The following is a 17,911-nucleotide window of genomic DNA, read 5'->3' on the forward strand; positions in this document are numbered from 1 at the left end:
TCAGGTTCTCCATTGGAAAGCAGGACTGGCGAAAAGCAATGCCAATCCTTCGCGTGGCGACTCGGCACGACGCAGCGCACTGGCCGTGGCATCGTCCAGGTGTTCGCCAAACACGGCGGCAGCCGTGGCGATCGGATCCGGCTGCGCGCCCGGCGCGGTCTCGGCCAAAGCCTGTGCTGCCTGTATCCGCTTCCACACCGCATCGGGGCCGCTCCATCCATCCGCGGCATCGGCAAAACCCGCTGGCGAACCCGGATTGAACGGCGGCTGCCCCATGCGTGTGAGCAGTTGCAGCAGCGCGCGCGGTCGTTCATTTGGAATCGTGCCCGTGGCGCGCATGGCGGAAACCACGAAATCGTCCGGCGTCTTGAACTTCCGCGCATCCGGCGACCAGGCCTCGTCACTGCCAATCAGTGTGCGGTATACCGCGCGCAGATCGCCTTCTTCGCGCTGCCAGGTTTTCGCCAGGCGCTCCACCAAAGCAGGCGGCGGGGCGTCGCCAACGAAATGGCGCGCCAGCTTGTAGGACAGATGGCGGGCGGTGGATGGGTGATGCGCCAGATCTTGCAGAATGGTTCGTCCTTGAGCTTCGCCGGTTTCGGCGTAATGCTTTCCCACCACCGAGCGGGTTCCGCCTTCATGCGCGCCCGCTCGGAAAACAAAAGCCGACGTCGCGCGACCACGCTCCCAGTCCTGCTGCACCGGCAGGCTCCAGCCCGTGATCGCTTTCGCCAGTTCGGTTACGTCCGCCTGGGTATAGCCGCCGTTGACGCCCAACGTATGCAGTTCCAGAATTTCACGCGCCAGGTTCTCGTTGAGACCCGCACGACGCGCGGGAGCATCATCAGCCCTGCGCATCGCACGCTCGCGCGCACGTTGCGCAAAGCGCGATTGCTCGCCCACTGAACGCACATTGTCGAGATAGCGCAGCATCGCCGGGTGTTGCTCCACCGCGATCAGGAGATCGGAGAAGCCTCCCAGCACGTGCGGGCGGATCGCCTCGCGTTCCATCGGTGCGGCGTACAACGCGGACGTCCGCTTGTCGACGGAAACGGCGAAATGATTGGACCAGAAGCGCACCAGACGCTCGAAGAAACCGGCATCGGTCGAGACCGCCAGCCGATAGCGCCGGGCCAGTTCCTGCATCTGCGCATCGCGAAAGCGCTGCGCGAAGGTGTCCTGTCCCGGCATCGCTTTGTTTGCCTTCCGTGCCGCGGTTCGCTCGCGCCGGTAGTCGTTCTCCAACCGCAGGTATTGCAGACTGTCAGGCAGGCCGGCGAACGCCGGCGTGCTTTTGTCGTGCCGCAATTGCGCCAGCAACCACTCACGTGGGTCGCCCAGGTTCACCAACTCTCCGGGCTTGGCGCCCAGTCCGAAACGATTGACCGCGCTGACGGCCTGTGCAGCGACCATGTCGGCATCCCGAATTACCGTAATGGGGGAAGTAACGTTCCAGTTGCCGGGCGGTTGACGCAAGCTTTCATCGATTGAGGAACGTGGAAGAATCCTCACCACTGAACGCACGTCATGCCACGACCGGGACGTGGCTCCATCACGCCGCGATGGCCGCCACCGCCTCCACTTCGAACAGCATGCCGTCCAATGCAAGGCGCGGCACTGGAATCAACGTGCATGCCGGTTTGTGGTGTGGCCCGAAGGCGGCCTCCAACTCCGCGCCGAACAGGTGAAGGCGCTCCTCGCTATGCGCCACGACCAGCACCGTCAGCTTTAGCACGTCTCTGGTACCGGCTCCCGCGGACGCCAACGCGGTTTTCAGATTCGAAAACGCCTGTCGCACCTGGGTGCGGAAATCCGGCGACAAGGCGCCGTCCTGGGTTTCGCCGCCCTGCCCGGCAATCCACAGCCATTTCGCGCCCGGCTTCACGATGGCTACGTGCGAGTAGCCATTGGGCGCCGGATCGTACAGGCCGGGCGGATTGTCGAGGACGAGAACGGGCGAGATAGATGTGTTCATGCTTTTTCCTGTGTGAGTGGCTTCAACCCGCGTGGCATTCCGATAAGGAAAAGCGGGCTTCCACAGGATTGTCGATCCAGATGGCCGCGTTGTGACGCACGCGCCAAGAACGATGCGTTCGCCCCGTGTCACGAACCCCGGTGGTCAATCGTCAGCTCTGTACAAACCCCTTCCATTCCCAAGGAGCCACCCGATGACCATTACCCAAGCCGTGCGTTACGAACAGGAAATCCCCAATGTGCTGAAGGCCCTGGCCGACGTACACCCCGCCATCGATCTCCATGGCATCGACAAATCGTTGCAACATCTGGTGCACCTGAGGGCTTCGCAGATCAACGGCTGCAACTTCTGCATTCGCATGCATACCCGTGAGGCGCTGGAGGATGGCGAAAGCCAACAGCGGCTTGAACGTCTGGCTGACTGGCGTCAGGCGAATGACTTCAGCGCACGCGAAAAAGCGGCCTTTGCCTGGACCGAGGCGCTGACCGTACTTGGCTCTGTAAGCGACTACGGCGCACTGCGTTCTCAGCTGCGGCAGCACTTCGACGAAAACGGGATCGCTGCGCTTACCGCCTCGGTGGGTATGATCAACGTCTGGAACCGCATCCAGATTTCGAGGCATTGAATGAGCGACATAAGCACTGACGCCGTGTTCGAAAACGCACGTTCGCGGCTGCTGGGGCTGGCCTACCGCATCCTGGGCTCGCGCGCCGATGCCGAGGATGCAGTGCAGGATACCTATCTGAAGTGGCAAGGTGCCGATCACGCTGCCATTGAAGGTGCGGACGCCTGGTTGACCACGGCCTGCACCCGCCGTTGCATCGATCTGCTGCGCTCGGCCCACCGGTCGCGCACCGAATACGTCGGCTCATGGCTGCCGGAACCGGTGCTGACACCCGATGAAGACACGCCCGAAGTACAGCTGTCGCTGTCGTCTTCGCTGACGACGGCGTTCCTGTTGTTGCTGGAACGGCTGACTCCGAAGGAGCGCGCGGCCTATCTTCTGCATGAGATATTCGACATGCCCTACGGCGATGTGGCGACGACATTGGATATGCAAGAACCCGCCTGCCGGAAACTGGTTTCGCGCGCCAAGTCCCGGGTGGACGCGGCGCAGGTCCGGCATGTCACTCCGGCCAGCGCGCAGCGACGCCTGCTGGCGGCATTCCAATCCGCCATCGCCAGCGGCAATCCAGCGGCATTGGCCGGATTGTTATCGCAGCAGGTTGAACTGTCCGCCGACGGTGGCGGCAAGGTATCCGCGCTAGCCCATGTGTTGCATGGCGAATCGGATGTGCTGTCCTTCATCAGCAAGGACCTGCATCAGTACTGGTCGGACTACGAATGGGACTTCGCCGGCATCAACGGAGGCGGCGGCATTGTGCTGCGCAAGGAAGGCCAGGCCAGTGTGGTGGTGTCCTTCTCGTACGACGCCGACGGCTTGGCCAACGGCATCTATATCGTTCGCAATCCGGACAAACTGGCGCGGCTGGATGGGACGTTGGTCGCCTGAAGCCTGTTGGGGCTCTGGTAGAGCCGAACTTGCTCGGCTGCTCTTCGATTCGTGTTCGCAACGCGTCGCGCGAAGAGCAGCGGAGCAAGCTCCGCTCTACGAGAAGCGCTTCTGAGTGGCTATTCGCTATCGCCGCCGTTACGACGGTCTGCTACCGACTCGGCGCTATCGCGGGGCGCAGCTCCGCTCTACGAGGAAACATCAAGATGGATGAACGTATGCTTGGACCGTGGTTTTTATTGGCTGCGGTTTTATTCGCACCGCCCAAAGCACGCCGGCCACCAGCAAGGCAATGCCCAGCATCGTCAGCGGAGGCGGCATGGTGCCACGCAAAGCAAATGCATAGCCCAGGGCGGCCAGTGTCTCGAATACGATCAACTGCCCCGCCAATGCGGTGGGCAGGCGCTGGCTGGCCTGGTTCCAACACAAGGTGCCCAGCCATGAGGCCAGCAGGGCGATTACCACCATCAACCCGATGAAAAAGCCAGGCCTGGGGCCAAACGGCATCGGAAAGCCATCGCCTCGATAGACCTGCCACATCCAAAGCAGCAGATAGCCCACTAGCGCCAGCGGCAGCGTGGCCAAGCCCTGGGCAGTCGCCCAGACGCGCGGGTTGCGGCCAGGGTGCGCCCGCAGCCAGTCGGCGTTGCGTAGCGGATACCAGGTCCAGCAAATCACCGCGATGAACGCCAATGCCGCGCCCGTCGCATAGCGCGCGGAATCGGCCTGAGACATGACGCGCAGGGTCTGCCATTCCGCTTGGTTGACGCAGGCGATGCCCAACGCAATCAACAATAGCGAAGGCACCATCCGCTTCCACGGCAGCCGTCCATCGCGCCTTCCGTTGCGGAGGTTGGCGCTGATGGCGATCACCACCGGCAGCGTACCGATGATCATTGTCGGCACCGGACCGCCTGCGCGCTGGATGGCTGCCGCAAGGCAGACGTAGTACAGCAGATTGCCGACGGCGGATAACTTCAAGGCTTCCTTCCAATCGCTGCTGCTCAGCCGGCGTAGCTCGGTGCGATCGAGCCACGCCAGTGGCAGGGCAATCAATCCGAACGCGAGATAGCGCCCCACCGACTGCAAGGCGGCCGGGTATTCGGGCAACAGTAGCGGTCCGACGAACACCAGGCCCCACGTCAATCCCGCCACCAGTGCATACAAGATCCCTACCCACATACCGCGTCCACTATTTCGCATGAAGGGAGGAATCTATGACGAAGCGACGCGGCGCGTCTTGAACCAGATTGCGCAGGTGCGCTTGAAGTCTGTCAAACCTCTGCCTGGCATCAACTGTTCTGTCATGACCAGCCATTCGGCTGTTGATAAGCGGCCCCAGCGCCGGCCGGGACCCATGGACCTGAACTATTACTCTCTGGGTTCAAGGCGCTGGGCCCCGGCCTGCGCCGGGGTGACGAATTTTTAGTGAGTGCCTTAGCTCCGCACCTGCCGCTGATAGTTCGCGGGAGTGACGCCATAGCGGCGCTGGAAAGCGCGGGTCAGGTGAGCTTGATCAGCCAAACCGCTGGCAACCGCGACTTGTGCGGCGGGCTCTCCCGCTGCCAACCGCCGCTTGGCGTCGTGCAGGCGCAGCGCCATCAGCATCTGCTGTGGAGTGACGTGGTATTGCGTGCGGAAGCGGCGCAGAAAGTGGAAAGGGCTTAGCCCGGCAACAGCAGCCAAATCCTGCAATGTCGGGCGCTCTGCCAGGTGCGCGTGCAGATAGTCGATTACCTTCGTGAAGCGCATCGACCGGCCTTCACTTGGAACCTTCGCTGCACGCGCGTCTTCGCACAACTCGCTTAACAACCTGCCCAGGACGCTATCGAACGCCAGCGCCTCTCGCGCGCACCACAAAGCATCGAGCATGGCAGTAACGCGCTGCGCGCGAGCCGGATCACTGCGCACGGCATCAGGAAACCAAATGCCCGCCTGCCCCGTCGCTTCCTCCAGCACGGTGCGGTCGATATAGATCATGCGGTAGCGCCAACCGCCCTGGGTTTCCGCACGGCCGGTATGCAGAACCTCCGGGTTCATCAACACCAATGAACCGGCCGGTGCCAGATGATCCGAACCGGCGTAGCGAAAGCGTTCCACTCCCGACTCGATCGCACCCAATCCGAACGCTTCGTGCGTATGCGGCTCGAAAGCGTGGCGGACGATGTGCGCGCGGTACAACTCGATGCCCGCCCGTTCCCGCGGATGCAGGAACTGAGCGGCATCATTGAGACTTTCGAATTGTTCCGGCACGCCATGCATGGATTTCATGATGCCATGCATGGGGTTGGAGCCGGGAATGGGGAATCAGCCCACCTTTCTTATTCAGGCGCTTTAGATTCCAAACGGCTCGCGTGGCTGGCGACCATCTTCCAGCCGCCATCACGATATACCCAGGTATCGGTGAACTGAAAATCGGCGGCAAACGGCGCTCCGTTCGCACGGCCTTTGACCGCGGTAATGCCAGTGGTAATGGCGGCATCGCCGTACAGGCGCACTTTCTGGCTGTGATTGCGGAATACTTCATAGCGCGGTTCGCGCCGTTCCACTTCCGCCACGTTCTGGGCGAAGTCCGTAACCGTGCCCCGGGAATCGGTCAGGGTGAACGTCTCATCCAGGTATCGGCGCAACGCGGTGGCATTACCGGCCTCGAACGCGTCACATAGTGCGGCTTCAACCCGCAGTATTTCGCGCTCGTCCTGCGTAGTATCGCGCGCCATCGCCAGTTGGCTGACAAGCAGCAGTGAGACCGACAACCAAACTGCATAGCGCATATCAATCCCCTGCTGTCAGAGAGCCGAGCGCATCGTACGCCATGGCTGCGGAGGCGGTTGTTCTGGTCTTGCGAAATCGGCAGCCGTGCGATGGTCTGGCAGCAGGCTCATCACAGATCCGGCGGCATCTTGTTCGCAGGAGGATAGTCCGACCGGCTGTTTAACAACGGGTCCACAGGCTTCGGCGCATTCTTGTTGTCGCGCAGGCACCCGCAGGAAGTACTAGATAGCATCCATAGACGCGGGCGACTCGCGAAACGCTCCGCATCAAGAGAACGCCATGCTACTCAACCACGCTCCTCCGCAAGATCCCATTCCCGGCCAGGTTCCGAATCCAGCCCGTGATCCGATACCTGACAAGCCGATCGATCCGGTTCCGGACAAGCCGATCGACCCCACACCAGACAAGCCCATCGACCCCAAGCCCGACCAACCAATTGATCCCATTCCCGACCGGCCAACCGATCCGGTGCGGTTGCCCGAGGACGATCCAGAAGGCGAGCAGGAGAAGTAACTAGAAAAATCCGATCCCCGGCCGCAGAACGAACTGAAATACCAGCAAAATCAGCACCGCCGCGCCCATCGGAACAACAATGCGCAGATTGCTTGTGCTTCCGTTCGCCTGCGCAGTGCGCACGCGCCAGGCACCCGCCTGTATCCACGCGATACCGATCACGGTCACCAACACAGGCAACAGAACGACCTCTAGCAATTCGCGTGGAATGCGGAACGGCAGGATCAGCGCAATACCGAGCAATGCCGGCAGCGTGGCGACCTGGAAGATGAAGCGTGTCCTTGCGCCCGCGCTGGAAATCTCGCCTTGATGGGCGGCCAAGGTCAACAAGGGCCGCGTCAGCAACAAGGCCAGCACGGGCATGGCGACCAGCGCCAACAGTGCCGCTGCTGTTTTGGCGGCAGCGCTCAACTGCAGATAGTCCATTGCCATGCCCACATCGTTGCCGGGATTGAGCGCGCCGATGACCACCTGCGGCAGCGCCATGAACAGCCCGCAGTACGCCACCCAGACAAGGAAAAGCCGGATCGGTGCCGAACGTCCCGCACCGCGCCGCAGCAACAACAAGCAGGCCACGCCGATCAGGAAGGTAGCCAACGCACCGGTTCCCTGAAACAAATGGGTCAGCGGATGCTCGCCCTCCCAGGCATGATTATTGTGGAACAACGTAGGCCGCACCCCGGGGAGGAGTGCTTTCGGCAGCACCAGGAAAATCTCCTGGACGAAGAAGATCAGATTGAAGGCCAACGTGTAGAGCAATGCCGAGAGCAGGATCAGCTTGCTGTTCCAAGCTGAAGATGTTGGGATTTCACGTTCTCGCGAACGCAAACTCGGAATCAGCCCCGCCAAGCCCAATAATAATGGGCCTACAAGCAATATCGATACGGCGGCAATTCCAATCATGCTCTCGTCCAAGGTTCAGCGTGCCGTGATCATAGCGGCCGCCATCAGGTTTATGCGAAACACGGAATCCGCCTTTACTTCCCCCTTTTAAGGGGGATGACCCGCCATTCGGCGGTTGAAAAGCACTTGAGGGGGATTTGCTTTTGCTACATAAAATCACCGACCTGCGGATCAGCCGCGCCTCAACGACCAAAACCCGATATCGCGACGGTGGCGATACCCAATCTCTTCGTAAAGTCCTTTGGCGCGCGGATTCTCATGACTGACATGCAGGAAGGGTGTGCTGCCGCGCCGCAACGTATCGTTGGTCAGTATTGCCGTCAGCCGGCGCGCATAGCCGCGGCCGTTGAAATCCGGATGCGTGCAGATGGCGCTCATTTCACGATACGTCTCCGTGCCCATGCGCTCGCCGACCATCGCCGCAAGCCGGCCATCCTGATAGATGCCGAAGTAACGGCCCATTTCCATCGTGCGTGGACGGAAATAGTGCGGGTACACCAAAGCGGTCAGCTCCAGCACGTCGGCGCGATGCGCTTGGGTCAGCTCGATGATCTCGGGTCCATCGATCACTTCAAGCTCGGAAGTACAGATCATCTGCGCCAAAGGACGGTACGCTTCGATCTTCCACCCATCCGGCACGCGCCCCGGCGCCACACCAATGAGGTAGACCGCTTCGCCCGGCGCGACCAATGCATCCAATGCATCAGCCACACCGGCATCGGCATCCGCCACGCCCAAAAAAGGCGCGTATTCCGCCGGATAGCGCGCCACCTCGCCTATGGTCTGCGCGATCCCACGATGCAGCGTGCGCAAAGAGGACCAGAAGGGATTGTCGAGTGCCGATACTTCAGAAGAAATCGCCATCGCCAGTACTTACCAAAATAGATACCCACATTGCCAGTTTAAGCCGCTCGCGGAGGTCGATACCTTTCCAGGCGGAATGAATTTAATCTAGGCAATAAGTCCGGCGGCGATCCGCCCAACTTCGGCCAGCACGCCATTACGCTGATCCTGCGGTATCGACGACTCAGCGTAGTAGGCCGTGATCAGCAGAGGAGCACGGCGACCCGGCGGCCAGGCGATGCCGATGTCGTTGGTGACACCATTATTGCTGGTTCCCGTCTTGTCGCCGACCCGCCAACCCGCCGGTAGTCCCGTGCGGATCCGTTGGTCGCCGGTGGTGGTGGCGATCAGCCAGTCGGCCAGTTGTGTACGCGAAGCAGGCGACAACACGTCACCCACCAACAGCGCGCGCATATCTTCCAGCATCGCCGCCGGCGTGGTGGTATCGCGCGGATCACCGGGGATCGCTTCGTTGAGTTCGGTTTCGATGCGGTCCAGTCGTGTCACCTCATCGCCTAGTGAACGCGCGAAGGCAGTCAAACCCGCCGGTCCGCCGAAGCTGGCCAGCAACAAGTTGCCGGCGGTGTTATCGCTGACAGTGACAGCGGCATGGCAGAGCTCGGCCAGCGTCATGCCGTGCTCCCCCGCATGTTGCTCGGTAACCGGGGAATACGCCACCAGATCGTCTTTGGTGTACACCACACGGCGGTCCAGCCGCTCCTCGCCTTGGTCCACGCGCGCCAGCACCTGCGCGGCCGCGAGGAACTTGAACGTGCTTAACATCGGGAACCGTTCGTCGGCGCGATGCCCGATCCGCCGGCCGCTTTCCATGTCCAACACGGAAACGCCCAGCCGCCCGCCATGGCGTCGTTCAAGCGTCGCCAACTTGTCCTGCAAGTCGGACGGACGGTCCCCTGCCGCCAGCACGCGACCCACAGGCCATAGCGAAACAGCGCAGATGCCGGCCACAAGCGAGCGGCGATTCGGATCGAACTTCATGCGTTCTCCAGGGGTGTGGGGGTTTTAGAAATCTTAACCCGGCTATCAGTACGCTGACATTCAACGGGGTCGTCTCACACGTGTCGATTTCTGGCCCGCCCGTTCGTCGTACAAACGAAGGCGCCTGTGCCGGGCGTCCTCTTCCCCTGGAACCAAGGAAAAAACCATGCCCTACGTCGACGGCTTCGTTATCGCGGTACCGACCGCCAACAAACAAAAATTCATCGATCATGCCAATAGCTTCGATCAAATGTTCCTGGAATTTGGTGCCACCCGTATTCTTGAATGCTGGGGCGACGACGTGCCCGATGGCACCGTCACCGATTTCCGCAAGGCCGTACAGGCCAAGGACGATGAAACGGTGGTGTTCTCATGGGTCGAATGGCCCGACAAGGCGACGCGCGACGCAGGCGTGAAGAGCATGATGGAAGACCCGCGCATGAAAATGGAAAACAACCCCATGCCCTTCGATGGCAAGCGGATGATCTACGGCGGATTCGCGTCGGTGGTGGAAGTGCGCGTAAAAACGTAACGCGGCACTGATATCGCTGCTCATTGGGGTGGGCACCTGTGTGCCCGCCCTGGTTGTCGATTATTTGCACACCGGCGGCCAGGCCGCATCGCTATCTGGCTGAAGCTCCGCAAGAAACAGTTCGCCGGATCGTTCGCCGTCCGCCTGCGCGAACAGCAAGCGTTTGCCATCCGGCGATAGCAGCGGACCTACCTGAAATACGTCGTCACGTGCAGGCACCCGGCCGCGTTCGCGCCAGCCATTGTGGTTGTCCTTGTCGTCGCGATCGAACAGGTACAGATGCGAACGTTCGCCACGGTTGGCCACCACCACCATCACACGGCCATCCCGTGACAAGTCGGCCTCGTATTCGTCGCCGGCGGTGTTGATCGGTGCCGGCAGCGGCTTCACTTCCCAACCATCGCCGGCTTGCTGCGTTGCCACATACAGGTCGCGCCCGCCCGGTCCGCCGGGCCGGTTCGATCCGAACAGCAAACGGCCATCGGCCAGTTCCCGCGGCAGCAGTTCGGTTTGCGGACTATTGATCGGTTCCGGCAGGCGTTGCGGTTGGCCCCATTGTCCGTCCGAATTCCGCTCTACCTTCCAGATATCGAGGTCGTCAGGGCGATCACGTGCCGATACGTAGTACAGGCGCTGACCATCAGGGCTGAAAGCAGGATCGGCTTCCAGTACGCCGGGCGAAGCAGCGAAAGGCGGTTCCACCGGTGCGAACCACTGGTCCTTTTCGCACCGCGAGTAAAGCAACCGGTAGTTGTCGAACTGACGATCGGCACGGAAGAAGAACAGTTCGCGACCATCGGGCGATAACGTGGGAGAGGATTCGTATTGGTCCGTCGATAGCGCCTGTGGCGTCCAGCGCACCGGCGTATCGATCGGAAGCTTGGAGTCACCAGGCGTGGCATGACATGCGCCGCACAACGCGGTCGCTACCAACGCGATGGTCCAGCGATAGCCCATGGTTCGGCCCGATGCGGTATTGCCTTGAAGCTAATGGCCCGCAAAACGCGCCGGTAGCGAATATCGTACAAGGCTGGGTTGAGCCGAGTTCAAGACGGGTTCCTCGAGGGCCGAGTAGGATGCGGTGAGCAAGGCGAACCGCATCGCTCGCGAATCCCCGAAGCCAGGAAAACGCCGCATCCCCCCAAGACGCGAACGATGCGGTTCGCCTGCGGCTCACCACATCCTACCCAAGCCGTCTACAAACCCGCGTACCAAACGGCGAAACGCTGCCATGCCTGCGTCGCCGGTACCGTCATGATCAGCGCATGCAACGTAACGAATAGCCCCAGCAGCACCCACAGTGCAGATCGCCCACGTCCGGATTTTCTGTCCAGCACGATCAGCAGCGACAGGATCGCGTACACCGTACCGAAAGTGACCAGTTGATAAAACGGCGGTGGCACCGAGGGCACCCAGAAGATCAGTACGCGCGCCATCGACGGGTCGATCAACGTCAATGCGGTTCCCGCCATGTAGCGCGCGTGCAGTGCGGGCTCGCCCCGATAAAAGATCCCCAGCGTCCAGACGATCGCAAAGAGAGCTGCCGTCGATACGCCCAGAAACAGGATGAACTGCTGCGTAGGCAGCATTTCCGCAGGCGCTTGACTGATGCGCAGCTGCGCCAGCACAAGCGCGCTTACCACGACCAACGGCACCACCACATACGACGCCTTACCGACGCGTCGATGCCACGCCCACTGGCGCGAACGGATGAGCAGCGGCTGCGCCACCAGCATCCCGATCCACGCCAGCATGGAGGCCGCATGCAGGTGCGCCATGCCCTGGGCAGCGCCCAGCCGGGAAAAATAGGGTTTCCAGAATCCGAATACCACTACCGCTAGCAGCAGGACGACCCATGGCCACCCGCGCGTGCCCCACAGCCCCGGCCGCGAGGCCGCGATACTTGTTGCCATTGCCTTCTCCCCGTCCCACTGCGGGACCTAGGGAAAACGCAGCTTCCCGAGACGACCGGCCAGGGAGGGTCGGGCGGCGGCCAAGGTAGGATGTGGTAAGCAAAGCGAACCGCATCGATCGTGACGCCCCAGGCCAAGATCGGCCCCCTACTACTGAGATGCGCCGCCCGCTGACAATTGAAATCTACGTAGCTGAACCCGCACTCTTCCGCACGTATGAGGCATGTCGATTTTTTATCTGCCCGGTCGTCGCTATTACAAGAGAATGTCCTCTGCCAACGAGATAAGGTTATGTCCACGAACAACACTGTCCGACTCCACCGCGTCCTCCGCGCACCGGCCGAACGCATCTACCGCGCCTTCCTGGATGCCGATGCCAAAGCCAAATGGCTGCCCCCGCACGGCTTCACCGGCAAGGTCCACCATCTGGATGCCACCGTCGGCGGCACCTACAAAATGTCGTTCACCAATTTCTCGACCGGCCAGACGCACACCTTCGGCGGGAAATACTTGGAACTGACACCACACGAACGCATTCGCTACACCGATGCGTTCGATGATCCCAACCTGCCCGGTGAAATGCAGACCACCATATCGCTGAAGCAAGTGTCCTGCGGGACCGAATTGCACATCGTGCAGGAAGGCCTTCCGGAAGTGATACCTGTCGAGCAGTGTTATCTCGGCTGGCAGGAGTCACTGACATTGCTGGCGCAGCTGGTGGAAGCCGATATTCCGGAGTGAACCTGACGTCTCTCGTGCGGTGTGCCATGGCCCACCCTACAACTCCACATAGGGTGGGCCCTGGCCCACCGCGCGAGGCTCAAACAGGTCGCGTGGCGGGACAGCATCGCCAGCCCAGTCAGCCGGAAGCTGACCCGACGCGATATACCGGTGCACAGAGGAGTAAGGCCATTCCACCGCCCGAGATACATGGCCATGCTTGACCGGGTTGTAGTGGATGTAGTCGAAATGGCTTTGAAGATCGTGCTCATCGATGACCATGTGCTCCCAGAACCTGCGTTGCCAAATGCCACGCTCACGCTTGGAGATGCGTGTCGCTGAGCGGTACTCGGTCTTCGGAAGACGGCGGGAGAATCCGGATTTTATGCGCGCCCAACGATCTGCGTTATCCGCATCGCCATCAGGCAACTGCCACAAACAATGCAAGTGTTCGGGCAACACCGCAATGGCGATCACACGGAACGGGCGTGCGCATTGCGCCTCGCGGAAAGCAACACGCAACATATCGGCGTGTTCAACCAATAACCGCTGGCTACGGTCCAGCAAGTTGACAGTAAAGAAGAAGGTACCGCCTGGTACCCAAACTCGTCGATAGTTAGGCATGGACTAAGCCTGTCCAAGCCACAAAGAGGAAGCTATCGGACTATTTTGCTTCCAAGCGTAGGAAATCCGCCCGCAACGAAAGCAGCAGCACCAAACATCCACGCGGTGGGCCGGGGCCCACCCTATGTGGGGTTCATAGGGTGGGCCCCGGCCTACCGCATGGCGGTTCAGCGGCACGAAGTCCACCTATGCCGCGAAGACCCTACACCTGCGCCGTCTTCCACTTGCCGCGCGAGAACAGCCACAAGGTGAACAGTCCCACCGACGTTTCTGAGACGAACACGCCCCAGAACACGCCCGAATGCTGCCAGCCCATGGTGATGGCCAAGGCGTACGACAATGGGATCTGGATCAGCCAGAAGAACACCAAGTTGATCTTGGTGGGGGTGACCGTGTCGCCGGCGCCGTTGAACGCTTGCACCGCCACCATCCACCAGCCGTAGACGAAATAGGAGTACGACAGGATCTGCAGCCAGCTCCCGCCAATCTCGATAACCCTCGGGTCACTGGTGAAGATGGCGATCAAGCTGTCATGGAAGAAGAAGAACACGACCGATATCGCGACCGTGAACACCATGTTGTACCAGCCGATCCGCCATACAGAAGCTTCGGCGCGGTCGGGCTGATTGGCGCCCAGGTTCTGGCCTACCAGCGTGGCCGCCGCGTTGGACATGCCCCAGGCCGGCATCAGGGTGAACATCATGATGCGGATCGCGATGGTCGCGCCGGCGACCGCCTCACTGCCGATGCTGGCCAGGATACGCATCAGCAATATCCACGACGTCATCGCCACGATCATCTGGCCGATGCCACCCAACGAGGTACGAACGATGTTCCACAGGATGGCGCCATGCCATCCCAACTGCGAGGCCACCACACGGATATGCTTGCCGCCGCGGAACAGTATCCACAACTGCATCAACACGCCGGCACCGCGGCCGATATTGGTCGCGATGGCCGCGCCCTCGATGCCCATCGCCGGGATCGGACCGAAGCCGAAGATCAGGATCGGATCCAGCACGATGTTCAGCCCGTTGGCCACCCACAGCACGCGCATCGCGATGGCCGCATCGCCGGCGCCGCGGTAGATCGCGTTGATCACGAACAGCAACATGATCACCGCGTTGCCGCCGAGCATCCATTGCATGTAACGGTAGCCGTGTTCCAGCGTCCACGGGTCGGCGCCCATCAGCCGCAATAGATCCTTGGCGAAGAAGATGCCGGCCGCCGCGAATGGCACCGACACCAGCAGCGCCAGGTAGACCGCCTGCATTGCCGTGATCGCAGCGTCCTCAGGCTTGTGTTCGCCGATACGCCGTGCCACCACCGCCGTCGTCGCCATGGCCAGCCCCATCGCAATCGCGTACAGCAGGAACAGGTAGCTTTCGGTCAGCCCGACCGTCGCCACCGCGGACGAGCCCAGCTTTCCGACGAAATAGATATCCACCACCGCGAACGTGGACTCCAGCACGAGTTCCAGCACCATCGGCACCGCCAGCAGGAACACCGCCCGGCGCATCGGAATTTTGGTGTAGTCGGCGCCAGTGCCGCGTATCGCGTCGCGCAGTTCTGCCCACATGGACGGCTTGGGTGCCGGTGCTGCCAGTGTGTCGGCGCCGGAATCGGTATCGATATCGGGTCGCGGATCGGTATTCATAGGCGGCTATCTTCCTTGTTCGCGAAAACCAGCGCGCATGGTAACCGCAGCATGGCGCTTGAGCAGCCGTTGCGCTCCACTGAACCGGGGTAAATGACGGCGAAGCGTTCGATTAACTTGCCGTTGCCAACCGTGAACACGATGGACCCGCGCGCACTAATACCGGGCATGTTTTCCTCCTGTTTCATGACGAATACACGACAGCCACCGGCCGCCTTCCCCTCTGCGACGAATGGGCGGCACCGGAATCGACATGGTCCGACAAGACCGACCGCCCATGTTATGCACATGCAGCGGTATCAGCGCAGGGCGGGTCTTGACCCGCCGCTCTTGACCCACTAAATGAACGCCTGCGGCGCTTCAATCTTGAAATGGCTGGTCAAGCGATGCCGGCGCAGAAGGCGGCGGATCAAGCTCCGCCCTACAAACGCGGCGCAGCTTCTATCTCTGCGCTTCCGTAGCCTGATTCCTGCGGCGTTCCTTCAATGAAATCCCTCATCAAAGGGAAGTAGCCTTCTGGCTGCCGGGTCGAGAGACGTTCGCCGTCGGGGAGCGTCTCGAATTCGTACATGCCGTGATCGGCATCGGGAAACACCGCCGTGGTGATCGGCCGACCGGCGTTTTGTAATGCGGCCAGACGGCGGAGGGTCTCTCCAGGAGGTGCATCGCGGTCCTGGCCTCCGAGTACCCACAGCTGTGGAACGTCCAGGTTCGTCAATACAGGCATCGGGTCGTACTGCGCGGGCAGCCCTTCGAGCAAGAGAGGGCCTTGCTTGCGAATTGTTTCGGGGGTTTCGGCAAGCAGATAGGCGGTGAAATTGCCACGGACCGATTTGAACCAGGGTTCGCGGCCATACTTGCGCTTCACCGTTTCAAGCTGCTCGTAGCCTTCGGTGAAGTTGCTTTCGACGATTGCCGCCGTAGCATCCGCCACCTTCATCGCCTTGGCTTTGATGTCCGGACCATAGCCCGCACGCGTCATATCGAAGTCGATCGCCTCGCGGTCTTCATCCAATGCCGAGACCGCCAGCCCGAAGCTCACGATGACGAAGTCCACCGGCTCTATTTGTGCGGCCAGCGGCGCCACCCAACCTCCCTGACTGCCGCCCTGGTACCCCACTCGCCCCGCCCGTTCACCCGCCAGGCGACGCGCCTCCCGCATCGCCAGTACCGCGTCGGTGGCAAGTATCAGGTAGTTCTGCGAGTAGCGGCCGCCCGACGCGCCGGTGCCGCGCTTGTCATAGGCGAACACACCGATGCCGGCACTGGCGAACTGACGCTGCAAGGCATAGTCCTCAAGCGCCGACGAGTGTTCGGCGCCATGAATCAGAACGACGATCGGAACACGCGTCTTCCCCGGCGGCAGTGTCAACCGCCCGGCCAATTCGACGCCGCTTCCCTGAAAGCGCGTGTCGACCTGGCTCAACGGCTGCCGTTGGCCCACGACATTGTCGAAACGCAACTCGCCCCGTTCGCAGTCGGAAAACGTAATGCGGTGCCCATCCGGGCGGCCGGTCCAGCCGAGCGTGCTGGTCCAGTGCCCCTTTTCCTTGGGGCTCAATGCACCTGTGCGCCCATCCAATCGCCTCCAGCGAAGCTGGCCCGGCGCACCAGGGGCGATGTCCAGCAATGTGCCATCTGCCATGAGATAGCTGCCTATTTCGCAGGAAGGAGATTGCGCGGCATCGGAAGAACGTACTTGGGCGCTTGCGGATACCACACCGCTTAACGCCAGGAGGATCGCGATGCTCGTACGGCTTAGGTAACCCATGGAGTTTTCCCTACTCTGTTTTAGTTGGCCTTAGCAGTAACGTCTATCGAGCCACGATTGACACAAACCGCTGGCGTGCAAGCGCCGGACAGAAACACTGGCCGAGCTTCAGGGTAAGGTGCGCAAGAAGCTGTCGGACGTGCCAAATGCCCTAGTGACATGAGGCATGCCGGAGGCCGGTGGCTAAACGCGATGACGAAATATCGGCAGACAGCGAAAGTCGGTTTTATGGTCCACTGCACTTGTCGATTCCAGGCCGCACGCTTCGTCGTCCAGGCAAGTACCCGCATCACCCAATCCGAATATCGGAGCAACCCGTCAGGACCCTATGCTGCGCTGTCCCGATGAGCCACCTATCGCCACGAGGAACCAACGCCCATGATTCAAACCCGCCACGGAAGCTGCCATTGCGGCGCAGTACGATTCTCCTGCGACATCGATCTTTCTCCGGAAGGCGAGCGTTCCCCACAACTCCGTCCCGGTTCGTGGTACGCGTCCACGTTGCGCTGCAACTGTTCTTTCTGCGGCAAGACAAGGATGTGGAAAAACCATACACCTGCCGAAGCGTTCCACCTGATTCAAGGCGCCGATCAACTGAGCCACTACCGCTTCGGCGAAGGCTCGATCGACCACACCTTCTGCAAGACCTGCGGCGTCTACGCTTTCGTCAGCGCCAGCGAGCCGGTGATGGGCGGCGACTTCTACTGCGTCAACGTGGCCTGCCTGGATGACGTGAGCGAAGACGAACTGGCAGCCGCACCGATCCGCTACGAAGACGGCGCGCATGATGATTGGGGCAATGCGCCTCGGGTGACGAATTATCTGTGACCGGCTGACAATTTAGAACCTTAGCCAGGGAAACGTGCCGAAGGAGTTCGGGTAAGGCCATCGGTCATCCTAGGGCCACGTTACTAGGCCGCTACTTCAGAGCAGGCCGCATGACCCAGCATCCACGCGGGGTGGGCCAGGGCCCACCCTATGAATGCCATAGGGCGGGCTCAAGCCCGCCGCACGAAGCTCAAGATGATTTCGCCGCACATCGTCACGAGGATGCCGCATTCAAGTAGGATGCGGTGAGCAAAGCGAACCGCATCGATCGCGAATCTTCGGAATCAGGAGATGCCTCTACTGCCAAGGACGCGAACGATGCGGTGCGCCTGTGGCTTACCGCAT

20 protein-coding genes are annotated in these 17,911 nt (G+C 61.2%); 6 read left to right on the forward strand and 14 right to left on the reverse strand.

Annotation, left to right across the window (positions count from 1 at the left end):
• Together AB6O04_RS03390 and AB6O04_RS03395 are read right to left on the reverse strand one after the other, a co-directional pair.
• Positions 1 to 1,413 (reverse strand): DUF1800 family protein, encoded by a 1,413-nt coding sequence (locus AB6O04_RS03390; protein ID WP_368562317.1) that lies wholly within the window; start codon positions 1,411 to 1,413, stop codon positions 1 to 3.
• A 139-nt stretch (positions 1,414 to 1,552) separates the two neighbouring features.
• A complete protein-coding gene (locus AB6O04_RS03395) occupies positions 1,553 to 1,975 on the reverse strand; it encodes a RidA family protein (RefSeq protein ID WP_368562318.1) in 423 nt (140 codons plus the stop codon).
• A 193-nt stretch (positions 1,976 to 2,168) separates the two neighbouring features.
• On the opposite strand from AB6O04_RS03395, the gene AB6O04_RS03400 reads away from it, so the two are divergent.
• Together AB6O04_RS03400 and sigJ are read left to right on the forward strand one after the other, a co-directional pair.
• A complete protein-coding gene (locus AB6O04_RS03400) occupies positions 2,169 to 2,600 on the forward strand; it encodes a carboxymuconolactone decarboxylase family protein (protein WP_368562319.1) in 432 nt (143 codons plus the stop codon).
• Entirely contained in the window at positions 2,601 to 3,488 is an 888-nt protein-coding gene (gene sigJ / locus AB6O04_RS03405; protein WP_368562320.1) for an RNA polymerase sigma factor SigJ, read from the forward strand.
• Positions 3,489 to 3,689: 201 nt separating this feature from the next.
• On the opposite strand, the gene AB6O04_RS03410 is transcribed toward sigJ, so the two are convergent.
• The 3 genes from AB6O04_RS03410 to AB6O04_RS03420 all read right to left on the reverse strand — a co-directional run bounded on the left by AB6O04_RS03410 (position 3,690) and on the right by AB6O04_RS03420 (position 6,262).
• Complete coding sequence (locus AB6O04_RS03410) at positions 3,690 to 4,670, reverse strand: DMT family transporter (RefSeq protein WP_368562322.1); 981 nt, start codon at positions 4,668 to 4,670, stop codon at positions 3,690 to 3,692.
• A gap of 255 nt (positions 4,671 to 4,925) precedes the next feature.
• Positions 4,926 to 5,759: an AraC family ligand binding domain-containing protein gene (locus AB6O04_RS03415; RefSeq protein WP_368562323.1), complete on the reverse strand. Its 834-nt coding sequence runs from the start codon at positions 5,757 to 5,759 to the stop codon at positions 4,926 to 4,928.
• A gap of 50 nt (positions 5,760 to 5,809) precedes the next feature.
• Positions 5,810 to 6,262, reverse strand: coding sequence for a nuclear transport factor 2 family protein (locus AB6O04_RS03420; protein WP_368562325.1), 453 nt, complete (start codon positions 6,260 to 6,262; stop codon positions 5,810 to 5,812).
• Between the two features lie 280 nt (positions 6,263 to 6,542).
• On the opposite strand from AB6O04_RS03420, the gene AB6O04_RS03425 reads away from it, so the two are divergent.
• Complete coding sequence (locus AB6O04_RS03425) at positions 6,543 to 6,776, forward strand: hypothetical protein (protein WP_368562326.1); 234 nt, start codon at positions 6,543 to 6,545, stop codon at positions 6,774 to 6,776.
• Here AB6O04_RS03425 and AB6O04_RS03430 read toward each other — a convergent pair whose 3' ends face one another.
• The 3 genes from AB6O04_RS03430 to bla form a co-directional block, all read right to left on the reverse strand.
• Positions 6,777 to 7,679 (reverse strand): hypothetical protein, encoded by a 903-nt coding sequence (locus AB6O04_RS03430; RefSeq protein ID WP_368562327.1) that lies wholly within the window; start codon positions 7,677 to 7,679, stop codon positions 6,777 to 6,779.
• Positions 7,680 to 7,850: 171 nt separating this feature from the next.
• Positions 7,851 to 8,543: a GNAT family N-acetyltransferase gene (locus AB6O04_RS03435; RefSeq protein WP_368562329.1), complete on the reverse strand. Its 693-nt coding sequence runs from the start codon at positions 8,541 to 8,543 to the stop codon at positions 7,851 to 7,853.
• A gap of 87 nt (positions 8,544 to 8,630) precedes the next feature.
• The gene (gene bla, locus AB6O04_RS03440; RefSeq protein ID WP_368562330.1) at positions 8,631 to 9,521 is read right to left on the reverse strand and encodes a class A beta-lactamase; all 891 of its coding nucleotides are present in this window, start codon (positions 9,519 to 9,521) and stop codon (positions 8,631 to 8,633) included.
• Positions 9,522 to 9,687: 166 nt separating this feature from the next.
• On the opposite strand from bla, the gene AB6O04_RS03445 reads away from it, so the two are divergent.
• A complete protein-coding gene (locus AB6O04_RS03445; RefSeq protein WP_368562331.1) occupies positions 9,688 to 10,053 on the forward strand; it encodes a DUF1428 domain-containing protein in 366 nt (121 codons plus the stop codon).
• A gap of 60 nt (positions 10,054 to 10,113) precedes the next feature.
• Here the strand turns inward: AB6O04_RS03445 and AB6O04_RS03450 are convergent, their stop codons facing one another.
• Together AB6O04_RS03450 and AB6O04_RS03455 are read right to left on the reverse strand one after the other, a co-directional pair.
• Positions 10,114 to 11,010 (reverse strand): TolB family protein, encoded by an 897-nt coding sequence (locus AB6O04_RS03450; RefSeq protein ID WP_368562332.1) that lies wholly within the window; start codon positions 11,008 to 11,010, stop codon positions 10,114 to 10,116.
• Between the two features lie 239 nt (positions 11,011 to 11,249).
• Positions 11,250 to 11,966 (reverse strand): hypothetical protein, encoded by a 717-nt coding sequence (locus tag AB6O04_RS03455; RefSeq protein WP_368562333.1) that lies wholly within the window; start codon positions 11,964 to 11,966, stop codon positions 11,250 to 11,252.
• Between the two features lie 291 nt (positions 11,967 to 12,257).
• On the opposite strand from AB6O04_RS03455, the gene AB6O04_RS03460 reads away from it, so the two are divergent.
• Positions 12,258 to 12,707, forward strand: coding sequence for an SRPBCC family protein (locus tag AB6O04_RS03460; protein ID WP_368562335.1), 450 nt, complete (start codon positions 12,258 to 12,260; stop codon positions 12,705 to 12,707).
• A 36-nt stretch (positions 12,708 to 12,743) separates the two neighbouring features.
• Here AB6O04_RS03460 and AB6O04_RS03465 read toward each other — a convergent pair whose 3' ends face one another.
• From AB6O04_RS03465 to AB6O04_RS03480, 4 genes are all read right to left on the reverse strand, one after another.
• The gene (locus tag AB6O04_RS03465; protein WP_368562336.1) at positions 12,744 to 13,310 is read right to left on the reverse strand and encodes a transposase; all 567 of its coding nucleotides are present in this window, start codon (positions 13,308 to 13,310) and stop codon (positions 12,744 to 12,746) included.
• A gap of 202 nt (positions 13,311 to 13,512) precedes the next feature.
• The gene (locus AB6O04_RS03470; RefSeq protein ID WP_368562337.1) at positions 13,513 to 14,967 is read right to left on the reverse strand and encodes an MATE family efflux transporter; all 1,455 of its coding nucleotides are present in this window, start codon (positions 14,965 to 14,967) and stop codon (positions 13,513 to 13,515) included.
• Positions 14,964 to 15,137, reverse strand: a complete 174-nt coding sequence (locus tag AB6O04_RS03475) for a hypothetical protein (RefSeq protein WP_368562338.1) — start codon at positions 15,135 to 15,137, stop codon at positions 14,964 to 14,966. The genes AB6O04_RS03470 and AB6O04_RS03475 overlap by 4 nt, the downstream gene beginning before the upstream one ends.
• A gap of 251 nt (positions 15,138 to 15,388) precedes the next feature.
• Positions 15,389 to 16,612, reverse strand: coding sequence for an alpha/beta hydrolase family protein (locus AB6O04_RS03480; protein WP_368562340.1), 1,224 nt, complete (start codon positions 16,610 to 16,612; stop codon positions 15,389 to 15,391).
• 504 nt (positions 16,613 to 17,116) lie between these two features.
• Here AB6O04_RS03480 and AB6O04_RS03485 point away from each other — a divergent pair.
• Complete coding sequence (locus tag AB6O04_RS03485) at positions 17,117 to 17,566, forward strand: GFA family protein (RefSeq protein WP_368562341.1); 450 nt, start codon at positions 17,117 to 17,119, stop codon at positions 17,564 to 17,566.
• Positions 17,567 to 17,911: the final 345 nt, after the last annotated feature.

This window comes from Pseudoxanthomonas sp. UTMC 1351, assembly GCF_040948865.1.
Classification (GTDB): Bacteria; Pseudomonadota; Gammaproteobacteria; order Xanthomonadales; family Xanthomonadaceae; genus Pseudoxanthomonas_A.